Raw genomic sequence first — 12076 nt, 5'->3', positions numbered from 1 at the left:
CCATTCAATTGTTCAGCTTTTTATATTGTATTGTCGCTCTAGAAATATACTTCGCTTGCATAAGGACATGGAGGGTATCAGAGAATGGGTTCTTCGGCTGCGCTCCCGAAAATGGGGGCACTTACCCGAGGCAAGGTAATGAGCTAACTCGACTCCGTCGATTTATCTCATTAAACCTTTTCATCCCGCAGGTGTCGGCCCGCCATTTTCGTCCGCTTGTTTAGATAGGTATTGGAATTAGTATTTATACAATCATAAGGACTTTACCCGTAAGGAAACGATTATTTTGGTAACGTATTTTAATTCTTGGCAAAATCCTCATTTGTCTAATTTAGAACATGAGCGTAGGTTTCTCCTGGAGCGGTGTGCCGAGCTCATCCAAACTTATAGCTCTCACGTCCTTATTACATACTATGAATAGCACTAAATATAAGTATGTAAGTTTTAAACCAGCGCAGTGTATTTCCGAAGCGGATCTTATCTCTTCGTTTCAAAATAGAAGACCCAAACGATGATATGTTAGATCAACATAAACGTTTGGGCCTTACTATTTTTAGGATTCTACTAATTCATATGATTCTGGGTCATTTTCAGCTGTAATAGGTTCATCTGTTTGAATGTGGCCAAATAATTGTTCCTGACTTTCTCCGTCTATTAAAATTTGCGTTTGTTCATATCCAAACTGGTCCATAATTAACGCTACTTGTTGAAGTAGCATTTCTTCTGTTCCAGATCCTACTTGAATGTCAAGAAATTCTGGAGAGAAGGACACATGGGCGATACCATCATGGTCTTCAACAGATTGTAGCTCGATCGATGTGTCAGTCAGTGAGGTTAATTCTGCTTCATCAGACTCTGGACCCTCAAGCCACATATTAAGCGCCTCTATCGCACCTTCCATTTCATCAGATGAGACCTCTCGTTCTACTCGATAAAGCTCCTCAACATTTTCATCTGGGAAAAATAAGTAAACACTATGCATAGCTGTTTCTTCATCCGACGTTTCCTCTTCCGGCTCGTTTTGTCCTGTGTCTGTTTCGGGTACCGGCTCGTTTCCTTGACCGCATGCCATTAGCATAAGGGATGTACCAAATGCGACTAGCAGTTTAACTTTCAATGAAACCCCTCCTAAGGTAGAAAAGTAACAGTCTTGATACTATCTCTTACCCTAAGCTAGTATATATTAAACAAATGACTTTTTGTAGACGGCTAAATCAAATTCTCTCTTTATTTCCGTTTGCGACTTAGAATGATATACTAAAAAAAATGAATGTGGAAGGAACTTGTCTATTATGCCTCAGTCAAAGTATTTTAAAATAGGTCTTGGTATTGCGCTCTTTTTGTTAATCGTATACCTAGCCTCGTTGGTAAGTTTTATTTTTCAACCTATCGCTGTTTTATTTCAAACACTTTTTGCACCGATTGTCATTGCAGGCGTTTTTTATTATTTATTACGCCCATTTGTTAATCTGTTAAGCAAAAAAATTCCTAGAGGGCTTTCCATTCTTCTAGTTTTCTTACTGTTAATTGGATTAATAACAACCTCTGTTCTGCTGATTGGTCCTGAAATTCAAAAGCAGACAAGAAGTTTAATCGATAACGTTCCTTCCTTTGTGGAACAGGGTGAGGAGATGTTGCTCACGTTACAGGAAAATGAATATGTTCAAAGCTTTCAACAATCTGGTCAGCATTCACTTGATGATATGATAGAGAATTTCTCAAGTAATATTGAAGGATATGTTGCTTCAATTGGATCTAATTTAGTCAAAGTTATTGGAGCTGTAGCTAGCTTTGTAATTGTTCTGGTCATTTTCCCATTTGTCTTGTTTTACTTACTTAAAGAAGGGGATAAGGCACCTGCGTTCATGCTTAAGTTTCTACCTGAAAAGCAGCAGCATGAAGGTCGTCGTATTCTTGGAGATATGGATAAAGCTTTAAGCTCTTATCTACAAGGGCAGATTCTCGTAAGTATTTGTGTAGGGATTCTTTGCCTCATTCTATACTTAAGCATTGGATTGGAATATGCATTAGTCCTTGCGATTATTGCCATGCTTACAAATGTTATCCCTTTTATTGGACCTTGGATAGGAACCGCACCAGCAGTTATTGTTGCCTTATTTGACTCGCCATTCATGGTGCTTGCCGTCATTATAGGTGTGCTTGTTATTCAGCAAATCGAAAGTAACTTAATCTCACCGCAGATTATGGGTCGACAGCTTAATGTCCATCCAGTTACGATCATCTTTCTCTTATTATTTGCCAGTCAGTTTGCTGGCTTGGTTGGATTGCTTCTGGCAGTACCTTCCTATGCTGTTGGGAAAGTAATTGTATCTCACACCTATCGCTTAATTAAACTGAGAAGAGGAAAGCCTGTTCATTGACAGAGGCTAGCATCTTCCTTACACTATACAGAAACTACACAATTAAAAGGGTGAGGGTAGAATGTCATATGAAGATGAAGGCATCATTCAAATGGATGCAGAAGAGCTCCGTGAATTGCTCGTTACAGGGGCAAAGGAACCTATTCTAATTGATGTTCGTGAACTAGATGAATATGCAGAAGCACATATTCCTGGAGTGCCACTGATACCAATGAATACTATCGCAAGTTTATCAGCAGAGTTAGATCGTTCTGCTTCGTATGTATTCATTTGTCGGAGTGGTAAGAGAAGTCAAAATGTGGCCCTATTTCTAAAGGAACAAGGAATTTTGAATGTACGTAATTTTGTTGGAGGCATGATCTCCTGGCAGGGCGACATAAAATCCGGGTTGGAATGGGTAGTAAAAGATGTTAATGAGCTGAAAAAAGATTAATTTTGCATTGAAACGCTAGGATGATGTTTAATAACCACTGGATTAGGAAATTATACTCAAGTAAGAGGGAAGGGGAGATATACATGGGATTAAAAAAATGGCTTGTATTTTCAGCTGTTGCTGGTGCTGTCAGTGGAACAGCAATTTGGTTAAATGATGAATCAAGGCGTGCCAGAGTTTCCAAAGTTATACGCAACTCTTACCAAAAAGTATCGAATAAGGTAACACCAGGCGGTGAGAAATCGACTGAAGAGCTTGGCAACCCTATTCCAGAATCAGCTGATAGTAAGATGGTTGGTGAAGGTGCCTTATACAGTGTTCAGCGTTACAACGAGAAACAACAATTGAACCATAAGTAAGCCACCTATTTTGGTGGCTTTATCTTTTGGTAGATACCATTAAAGGAGACGAAGGGACCATGATTTCGATTGAGAGAGAGCAGCTTGGGGATATTTCACTTCTTCATGTTGCAGAAGAGAAGGTCAGAGATCAACTAAATCAACCCGCAATTTTCTTTTTTCATGGGCTGACCAGTGCAAAGGATCAGAATTTACATATTGCGTATCATTTAGCTGAAGAGGGTTATCGAGTTATCTTGCCTGATGCGCTACATCATGGCGAACGAGAAGGTACAGTAACCGGCGAGCAAAGAACAATGCTTTTATGGGAAATTGTGATGAATTCGATTAATGAATTACAGCAGTTAAAGGATCATTTTACCCATAACGGCCTAATAGATGAGAAAAGAATTGGGGTTGCTGGAACGTCTATGGGGGGAATTACAACCTATGGTGCACTGACGCAATATCCATGGATTCATACGTCGGCAACGCTTATGGGTACTGCGTATTATGAACACTTTGCAAACCAACAAATTGAGCAAATGAGAGCTCATGGCATTTCGATTCCAGATACCCTCGCAAGCGCAACACTTAAGAGATTAGCGGCATTTGACTTATCAAAACAGCTTTCCACGTTATCAGATAGACCCTTGATGATTTGGCATGGTGAGAAAGATCAGATTGTTCCTGCAAGCTATTCTACAACGTTGTATAATGAACTTGTTCCCAATTATAGTGACAGACCAGATCATCTTGCATTATATTTGGAGAAAGAAACAGGACATGCTGTCTCCAGACAGGCAATTTTCCAAATGAAGAGTTGGTTTACTAAGCATATGTTATAGATGTAATACAGGCAGTGAGAAAACAGTAGAGGTGTACGAATGCTTAAAGAAATTCAGAAAGTTATAATCATTATCATTGGATCGGCTCTGCTTGCAGCCTCCTTAAACTTTTTCTTAATACCTGCAGATGTTTTTGCAAGTGGTTTTACCGGGATATCTCAGCTCTTGGCCTCGGTCTTTAATCTATCTACGGGGTTACTATTATTCCTTTTAAACATTCCTGTGGCTATACTTGGCTGGATGAAGGTTGGAAAAAGCTTTACCATTTACAGCTTTGCGAGTGTTGCGGTGACATCTTTTTTTCTTGAGGTCCTACCAGAGTATGCATTTTCACAGGATATTCTTTTAAATGCCGTATTTGGCGGCGTGCTTGGGGCTGTTGGCGCAGGATTAATGCTTAGATGGGGTGCTTCGTCTGGAGGACTAGATATCATTGCGTTAGTATTAGCTAGGTACAGTGATCGTCCAGTTGGCATTTACTTTTTTATTCTAAACAGTTTAATTGTGCTTGCAGCGGGGATCTTTTTTGATCCGGAAAAAGCCTTATACACTTTAGTTGCTCTTTATGTTACTTCACGTGTTATTGATGCCATTCATACGCGCTACGTGAAGCTTACGGCTATGATTGTGACCAAGCATGCTGAGGAACTAAGAACAGCGATCCATGAGCGATTGACCAGAGGGATTACAAGGGTGCCAGCAATGGGAGGCTATACTTCAGATGATAAAGAAGTGTTGTTTATTGTATTGACCCGTTATGAACTGTATGACCTAAAAACCATCATTGGTGATGTGGACCCATCTGCGTTTACCAATATTGTTGAAACCGCAAGTGTATACGGATTGTTTAACAAACAATAGGGAGTGAATAGCGATGATAAAAGACTGGAGAGTATTAGCAGCTACTGCGTTCATTCTGCTACTAGCAGCATGTGGTCAACAAACGGAAGCGCCAGGGGAAGGAAATAACGATGTGGAGGAGGGAGTAGAGGAAATGGATGGTTGGAATCTAGAAGTAACAGCAACAAATGAAAATGATTCGTTACTTGTTGAAATGGTTTTGACTAATGGCACGGGAGAAGCACAAGAAGTTGGATTTCCTAGCTCACAATCATATGAACTTGTCCTCACAGATGAAGCAGAGGAAGAAGTGTATCGTTTTTCTGAAGGCAAAATGTTCACGATGGCCATCGTTTCAGAAGAAATTAGTGATGGAGAGTCTTTCACTTATCAGGAATCGATTCCGACTAGTGATTTGGAGCCTGGTCCTTACACGCTGTTAGTTGAAATCGTTGGTAAAACTCAAGAGCAAGAAACGCTACCTTCAACAACCATTGAAGTGGAGATTTAATATTTATTAAAGATCCTGTAGTAGAAGTATCTTTGTTACAAGAGGGTGGGACAGAACGATATCTTATAGATAAAAGACGAACAATGCCGCTACAGAATGTGCCGCTTTCCACAGGCACGGACTCATCCATAAAATCGAAAAAGTGCCACTTCGCTTTCGGTCTGCCGCGTAGGAAGATTATCTAGCCTCTGTATGTGTCTACTTGGTGCCTGCCACTAACCAAGCGAACGAAAGTGGAGGGCCGACACCTGGGGGATGAACAGGACGTCACTGAAAAAGTCATATAATAATGAGCTGAATGGCGCCGCTACAGGAGAACCCTACGCTTTCCGCGGGAACGGCCTCAGCCCTCGAAGTGGAAAACCACCACTTCGATGTCTTCAGACTCGTTCTGTTCCGCAGGAGTCTACGGGTTCTCCTTCCGCTCATGTTCCTGATTAGACAAAGGACCAACTTTCCTATCTAGGGAAATGAGGTCTTTTTTTTGTTTAAAAGATAAATACCAGCATTCCTTTTTAAAAAAGTTATGTAGATCTTGCGTGTTTAATCTCTCACATACTTTGTGCCTGCTACTCATTAAGCGGACGAAAATGGAGGGCCGACACCTTTTCATCCCGCGGTAAGCGTGCCCCCATTTTCGGGAGCGGCAACCGAAGAACTCATTCTCAGTTTACCTCCAATTCCTCCATGTATTTATACAAGCGAAGTGTATTTCTGGAGCCACATCCTCCTTCTTATTTTTATACAATCAAAAAGCTGAAGAATGAATGGAGACTCCAACATTCTTCAGCTTTTCTATTAGTTATAATAATTCTGTCCCAACCACCTCCTATGTTACTCACATAGGAGTGGGGCGACGGTTATACTAAGCATCTTCTGTTTTTTCTGTATGAAGTCTTTCTTGGGCAGCTTGTTGGATTGCTTGGCGAAAAGCGGCCCATTCCTCTCCTTCATCCTCGCGAAAGCCTTCAGTTTTCATGACGTGCGTGTTTACGCGAGTTTGTGCATTCCAAAATTGTTTAAACAGTGGATCCACATTTTTCACCAAACAAACTCCTCTCAGTCTCGAGATAATCTGATAAGATCTAATACTTCTTCATCCGTCATTTCAGTAAATTTGGCAGCATCCGCAGATAGAATTTCATTCGCTAGTGATTGTTTGCTTACAAGCATTCTGTCAATTCGCTCTTCGATTGTACCTGTTGTAATTAATGTATGAACCGTCACATCAGAGGTTTGCCCTATTCTAAAGGCGCGGTCGGTTGCTTGGTTCTCTACAGCAGGATTCCACCAACGATCATAATGAATCACGTGATTTGCAGCAGTTAAATTTAATCCGACACCTCCTGCTTTTAAAGAAAGGACAAATGCCGTAGTGTTTTGATTTGATTGAAAATCCGTGATAACTTCCTGTCTTTTTGCTCTTGTTAAGCTCCCATGAAGAAATGGCACTGGTTGACTAAAGCGTTGCTCTAGCTCATGAGTAATGATTGCGCCCATCTCTTTGTATTGGGTAAAGACAAGTACTTTTTCTTGGTTGGCTCTAATTTCATCAATAAGCTTGAGAAACTCCTCCCATTTACCAGACTGATGGTCACTTACGCTTTTTAATTTTAAGAAGTGGGCAGGGTGGTTACAGATTTGTTTTAAACGCGTTAAGCTTTTTAAAATGAGGGATCGTCTTTCCATGTTTGTAACCTCATTAAGCTGTTTGCTGACTTCTTCTACAACCGCTTGATAATATGCTGCTTGCTCCAAACTTAAGTGAACATGATGAATCTTTTCGTGTTTTTCTGGTAAATTCAGCTTTAATGATAAGTCATCTTTTTTTCTACGTAAGACAAAGGGTTTAATGGTTGCCTGTAATTGTGCAAGGCGGTCTGGGTCTTTGTCTTTCTCGATGGGTTTAATAAAACGATTCTGAAAGGTAGTAAATCGTCCTAATAAACCTGGGTTTGTGACATCTAATAGAGACCAAAGCTCACGTAAACGGTTTTCAATAGGTGTTCCTGTTAAAGCAAGAATATGACTCGCTTTGAACTGTTTAATTACTCGCCTTTGCTTAGTGTCTACATTCTTTATATGCTGAGCTTCATCAAGTATCATACTATTCCATTGAATCATTTTAAACGCCTCAGCATCCCGGACAGCAAGCTGATAAGAGGTAAGTACGACGTCCCATTCCTCTAAAGCTTTACTGTTTATCATTTGGTTTATTCTTGTTTGTCCATGATGAATAAAAACCTTTAGATCGGGAGCAAATTGCTTTGCTTCTTGCGTCCAGTTGAATAGCAGTGACGTAGGGCAAATTAACAAAAATGGCGTGTTATGCTTTTTGGATTTTTTTTGAGCTTCTTTTATATACAGCATATAAACAAGGGTTTGAATAGACTTGCCCAAGCCCATATCATCCGCAAGAACCCCACCAAATCCTGCTCTGCGTAAATGTGAAAGCCAGGAGACGCCCTCATGCTGATAGCTTCTTAGTTCACCTTGAAAGTTTTCTGGCAGATCAATAGGAGTTGGTTTATCCTTAAACACCTGAGTCAGGCTTGCCTCCATCTCCTCTTGCCACTCGACCTCCCAATCAACATCAACGTCTTCAGCAAATGCAAGATTGTCTTCATCTAATTGAAGAGCATCTAAATACGTAGCTTGTGAATTGAATTGGTCTAAATAGGTCTGTAGTCTTTTGGCCATAGAAGGATCCCAAGCTACCCATTGGCCGTTTTGATAAATGAAAGGCCTTTTTTCTTCCACATATTGTGAGAAATCATCGGAAGATAATACTAAGTCCCCAATGGCTACGTTATATGTGAAGTCTGCAACACTTTGCCAATTTAATAATGGCTCGCTTGTCGCCAGTTCATGTTTAGGTGTTTCTACAGATAAGTGAACACTAAATTGCTTACGTTGCTTTAACCACTGTGGAACAATGAGGTAAATATCCTTTTGATTTAATACTTCCGCATAGCTGGTACATAATGAAAAGACTTCATCAGCACTCAATTCAACCTGAGACTCGGCTAAACTTAATTGATCTAAATAGGGCACAACCTTAGAGATGATCTGGCTATCTGATTTTAATTGACTAATTGGATTGATCCTCCAAGGATGATTACCTTTCTCCAAATCACTCATCTCAATAATATAAGATGGATGTAGACGATCAGCTAAGCAAAGCTTTACTTGCCAAGCTTCCTCAGGGTCAATTGGCTCCTCAATACGTAGAGCGGTCTGGAATGGTAAACGCTTTACGGTTCCTAGCTCTTGAGCGAGACTTTTAGAAGAAGTGGTTTGGTTAAGAGATTGAGATGAGGCAAGTGACTGCATAAACGATTTCCAGCGATTATCAACACTTTCCTGCCACTGCTTAAAGGCTATATCAACCTCCGGATCCGCCATGAGGGAACGGATGGCTGCGTCTGTTATTAGGTGCAGAGCAGACCTTACTTTTTCTTCTCTCTCAGACTGTTCAGACTCTTTTTGCATGAAGGACTGTTCAGCATATAAAGCCAAACTCGATAGTGGGACGGCCTCTGTCCACGAACGTAGCGGAATTTCTTCATCCTTGAGCTTCCAACTACCATTATTAGCAGGCTGGAAATGCCCCTGAGTAATTAGCTTCCATATTTCCTCAGCTAAATCTAACCACACCTTCAAATCTTGTCCTATTTCTACATTGGGAAGGAAACGCCAGCTTCTCATGAGGGGAAGCTGATGAAGAAACTCATCGTTTGATAAGCGAATGCCTTCTACTGGAAAAGGATAGGTTTTTGTTTGAGGATCAGCCTGATAAACAGTAGCCTCTCCTGCTGGTGATTGGATTTGACGATTAATAAGAGGCGTTTGTAAGACCGCTTGACTGGTTTGAACAAACGTTCCAAAAAAAGATGCCGGATCGTTTTGATAAAGCAGTAGCTTTAACTCAAAGGGTGAAAAAAGAAAAGGGTACTTAAAGCTATCAACCTGATCAAATCGTGATTTCTTTTCTTGCTCGGCCCAAATAAAAAAAACGTTTTGAATCCATCCCCCATGTATAATCATTTTACGCATGAATGACATTCAGCTCCTTGATAAATGCACGGTAGGTCTTATACTCTGATTTCATTAACCGCATATATTCTTGAAAACGCTCCATTTCATGTTCATTTGAATAGAGCAGTCGTAATTGGTTTACGTAATAAGCTGCTCTTTCATAATGAGCGCGTGATTTCTTTTCAGCTAATCTAACGACAAATTGATGAAAGATAGGGATCACTAATTTTGGTGCCTTTACCATCATATCTTCAAGCAATTGTTCTTTTTCTTCTTGTAACCGCAACGGATTCCGTTCATATAGTAAAAAGTACTCGGCAGCCGTCTCAAAGCTTTTTGACTCTTTAAGTAGCTTTACATAGACTTGTACGGTTTGTGATTGATGGAGCTGTTTTTTTAATCTAGGTAAAACGTATTTAATAATCTGCTCTTTCTTTTCTTGACTTTCATGTGCTGTCAAGGCTGTATAGCGCTGAAAGCTTGGTGCTAGTAGCCAGCGATCCCAAACATCGGGAAGCAAATCTCCGCTTTCATTTAGCTGGGATTTGCTTTTATCGGCAAAGCTTTGAAGGGACCCATAACGACCATTCCGTTGATCAGGAAACAATTGTTTTAGCCAAACTAAAATTGTTTTCCAGCGGGTACGCTTCTCTAAGCAGCGAAAATGAGGCGTAACTTGTTGCTCGCTCCATTTGTGATAACGTTGGGTGAGCTGTTCTAGCGCTTCTTTTTCCCGTCCTGCAAGTAGAGTGACATAGCTTTTAATCAGAATTGCATCTGCGGATTTAAAGTGAAAAGAATGAGTGCGAAGTTGCTCATCAATCTTTTCAATTTGACTTCCCGACAAATGAGGAACTAGTTGTTGCACAAGTTTAGGCCATGGCGAGAAGAGGGTTCCTTCTGTCTTTTTAATTTGGTTGGTCGTTCTTTTCAAAAAAGATGTCACGCTAACAGCATCTCGATCTGCAGCTATATGTTCTATCAACTTGTCACCTAACGACCCAAAAAAATGTTCAAATCGTCTATGTGTCTGCTCCAGAGCGTTTTCATTATGACACAGCGAAAATACTCCATTTATATATATATAATAACCAAGTAAGGGCATTTCTTTTACTTGTGTATGAATGATGTTCTTTGCTTCAGATGAAATTAATTCTAAATGGCTGGCTGTAAAATAACGAGAGGCAGCCAATTTTTTATACGTAGAATGGATAGCAGGGGTTAAGACTGCTATGAATTCTTTTTCCTTGTTATGATCAGGCATTTCCATGCACATCACCTCATCTGTTTTAAACCATCTCTCTATTGTACCTTTTAAATGTAGAGAAATAAAGTCAGAGAGGATTTGGTGGTAGGAAGCTATGTATGTATCCGCTCAAAAAATGCAAGCACCAGAATCTGTGCTTGCTGTATGAATATCTTTATGTGAGCCACTAAAGAAGCTGTCTAACTTGATCACGACGATTAATTAATCGTTTTAATCGTTGTTTATGAGCCAACACTTTTTCATTATCATTTGTTTGGAGTGATTCAAATAACTCCATTAGCACATAATCAATTTCAAGGTTCATCATATTAAAAATGGTTTGAGGTTCTAACGCTTTTCCGTCATCCCGATACTGGACCATCGAGCCATTTCGGTTCATCATGACCTTTTCACTCCCGTCGATTTCTATCATGGATTCAATGTCTCCAGCTTGGTATGAGGTAATGTACATAGGGCCATCGCTTGCCCTTTTTACGACTCCATTCCCTTTTTCACATTGCAGCAGCTTCTCCAATGCACCAGCAAGCGTTTCATCATAAATATTTAACTTGTCTGCCGATAATGTAAGGAACGTTGAATTCCGAATAAAAGGAAGCTCGTGAATGTAATCTTCCATTTCAATCATTAAGAAAATGGTGGTAGTATCGTATCTCCAGAAGAGTGAGTAGTGCTGACTCATCATTCGCTTGATGAACTGATGAAGAGCCGTTTTGGTCAGCTCGATGTAGACCTCTGAAAATTCCACATCTATATACGCATCTCTCATGAGTATGCACACCCCTTTTCAAGCATCAAAAACAGTAGTTAAGTTTGCTTCATCATATGTAAAACCAGCAAAAAAAAGACGCAAAAAACCCAAATCAACTAAAATTGGGCAGGGGATGTTTATACTGTTGGTCATATATAGCTGGACATGCTTTAAAATCTTCAAGTTTATGTGTAAATGAACTTGGGGATCTATGGATAGAGGACGGCTTATGATTCGTTTCTTCGTCCGTCGCTCCCGAAAATGGGGGCACGCTTACCGCGGGAAGGTAATGAGCTAACCCGACTCCGTCGATTTATCTCATTGAACCTTTATATCCCGCAGGTGTCGGCCCCCATTTTCGTTCGCTTAATTAGAGATGTATAGGAATTAGTATTTATACAATTAAGGTTTTCAACTGTGAGGCAAAGACTCTCTTAGTAACGTGTTTGGCAAACTATTCATTTGTCTAAACAGGAACATGAGCGGAAGGAGAAAACGTAGACTCCTACGGAACAGAACGAGGCAGACCGACATTGAAGTGGCGCCCTTCCACTTCAAGGGCTGAGGCCGTTCCCGTGGAAAGCGTAGGTTTCTCCTGGAGCGGTGCGAAGAGCTTATTACTACTCAGTGTATTTACGAAGCGGAGTCTAACTCTCGGCTCTGACACAGAAA

At 40.4% G+C, this 12076-nt stretch carries 11 protein-coding genes; 6 read left to right on the top strand and 5 right to left on the bottom strand.

Going from position 1 to position 12076, the window contains the following annotated elements:
• Positions 1-553: 553 nt before the first annotated feature.
• Entirely contained in the window at positions 554-1117 is a 564-nt protein-coding gene (locus tag FN960_RS12430; RefSeq protein ID WP_260681995.1) for a GerMN domain-containing protein, read from the bottom strand.
• A gap of 175 nt (positions 1118-1292) precedes the next feature.
• Between FN960_RS12430 and FN960_RS12425 the strand changes: the two genes are divergently transcribed.
• The 6 genes from FN960_RS12425 (at position 1293) to FN960_RS12400 (ending at position 5351) form a co-directional block, all read left to right on the top strand.
• Positions 1293-2381, top strand: a complete 1089-nt coding sequence (locus FN960_RS12425; protein WP_143849056.1) for an AI-2E family transporter — start codon at positions 1293-1295, stop codon at positions 2379-2381.
• 61 nt (positions 2382-2442) lie between these two features.
• Positions 2443-2814, top strand: coding sequence for a rhodanese-like domain-containing protein (locus FN960_RS12420; RefSeq protein ID WP_143849055.1), 372 nt, complete (start codon positions 2443-2445; stop codon positions 2812-2814).
• Positions 2815-2897: 83 nt separating this feature from the next.
• On the top strand, positions 2898-3173 hold the full coding sequence (locus FN960_RS12415; protein ID WP_143849054.1) for a YbyB family protein: 276 nt from the start codon (positions 2898-2900) through the stop codon (positions 3171-3173).
• Between the two features lie 59 nt (positions 3174-3232).
• The gene (yjfP, locus tag FN960_RS12410) at positions 3233-4000 is read left to right on the top strand and encodes an esterase (RefSeq protein WP_143849053.1); all 768 of its coding nucleotides are present in this window, start codon (positions 3233-3235) and stop codon (positions 3998-4000) included.
• A gap of 39 nt (positions 4001-4039) precedes the next feature.
• Positions 4040-4861 (top strand): YitT family protein, encoded by an 822-nt coding sequence (locus FN960_RS12405; protein WP_143849052.1) that lies wholly within the window; start codon positions 4040-4042, stop codon positions 4859-4861.
• Between the two features lie 13 nt (positions 4862-4874).
• Complete coding sequence (locus FN960_RS12400) at positions 4875-5351, top strand: BsuPI-related putative proteinase inhibitor (protein WP_143849051.1); 477 nt, start codon at positions 4875-4877, stop codon at positions 5349-5351.
• Between the two features lie 865 nt (positions 5352-6216).
• Here the strand turns inward: FN960_RS12400 and FN960_RS12395 are convergent.
• The 4 genes from FN960_RS12395 to FN960_RS12380 form a co-directional block, all read right to left on the bottom strand.
• Positions 6217-6396, bottom strand: coding sequence for a hypothetical protein (locus tag FN960_RS12395; RefSeq protein ID WP_143849050.1), 180 nt, complete (start codon positions 6394-6396; stop codon positions 6217-6219).
• A gap of 14 nt (positions 6397-6410) precedes the next feature.
• The gene (locus tag FN960_RS12390) at positions 6411-9407 is read right to left on the bottom strand and encodes a DEAD/DEAH box helicase (RefSeq protein WP_143849049.1); all 2997 of its coding nucleotides are present in this window, start codon (positions 9405-9407) and stop codon (positions 6411-6413) included.
• Complete coding sequence (locus FN960_RS12385) at positions 9400-10659, bottom strand: hypothetical protein (protein WP_143849048.1); 1260 nt, start codon at positions 10657-10659, stop codon at positions 9400-9402. Before FN960_RS12385 ends, FN960_RS12390 begins: the two co-directional genes overlap by 8 nt.
• A 163-nt stretch (positions 10660-10822) precedes the next feature.
• Positions 10823-11422, bottom strand: a complete 600-nt coding sequence (locus FN960_RS12380) for a YkzI domain-containing protein (protein WP_143849047.1) — start codon at positions 11420-11422, stop codon at positions 10823-10825.
• Positions 11423-12076 lie beyond the last annotated feature (654 nt).

The organism is Alkalicoccobacillus porphyridii (assembly GCF_007293315.1).
Classification (GTDB): Bacteria; Bacillota; Bacilli; order Bacillales; family Bacillaceae_D; genus Alkalicoccobacillus; species Alkalicoccobacillus porphyridii.
The sequence above is the reverse complement of the archived record's forward strand: the minus strand, read 5'-3'. Positions and strand labels throughout refer to the sequence as shown.

What these genes read in the sequence shown, in the direction of transcription:
- FN960_RS12425 (WP_143849056.1), top strand. Translation starts at nt 1,293, where the DNA reads ATGCCTCAGTCAAAGTATTTTAAAATAGGTCTTGGTATTGCGCTCTTT.
- FN960_RS12420 (WP_143849055.1), top strand. Translation starts at nt 2,443, where the DNA reads ATGTCATATGAAGATGAAGGCATCATTCAAATGGATGCAGAAGAGCTC.
- FN960_RS12415 (WP_143849054.1), top strand. Translation starts at nt 2,898, where the DNA reads ATGGGATTAAAAAAATGGCTTGTATTTTCAGCTGTTGCTGGTGCTGTC.
- yjfP (WP_143849053.1), top strand. Translation starts at nt 3,233, where the DNA reads ATGATTTCGATTGAGAGAGAGCAGCTTGGGGATATTTCACTTCTTCAT.
- FN960_RS12405 (WP_143849052.1), top strand. Translation starts at nt 4,040, where the DNA reads ATGCTTAAAGAAATTCAGAAAGTTATAATCATTATCATTGGATCGGCT.
- FN960_RS12400 (WP_143849051.1), top strand. Translation starts at nt 4,875, where the DNA reads ATGATAAAAGACTGGAGAGTATTAGCAGCTACTGCGTTCATTCTGCTA.
- FN960_RS12390 (WP_143849049.1), bottom strand. Translation starts at nt 9,407, where the DNA reads ATGCGTAAAATGATTATACATGGGGGATGGATTCAAAACGTTTTTTTT.
- FN960_RS12385 (WP_143849048.1), bottom strand. Translation starts at nt 10,659, where the DNA reads ATGGAAATGCCTGATCATAACAAGGAAAAAGAATTCATAGCAGTCTTA.
- FN960_RS12380 (WP_143849047.1), bottom strand. Translation starts at nt 11,422, where the DNA reads ATGAGAGATGCGTATATAGATGTGGAATTTTCAGAGGTCTACATCGAG.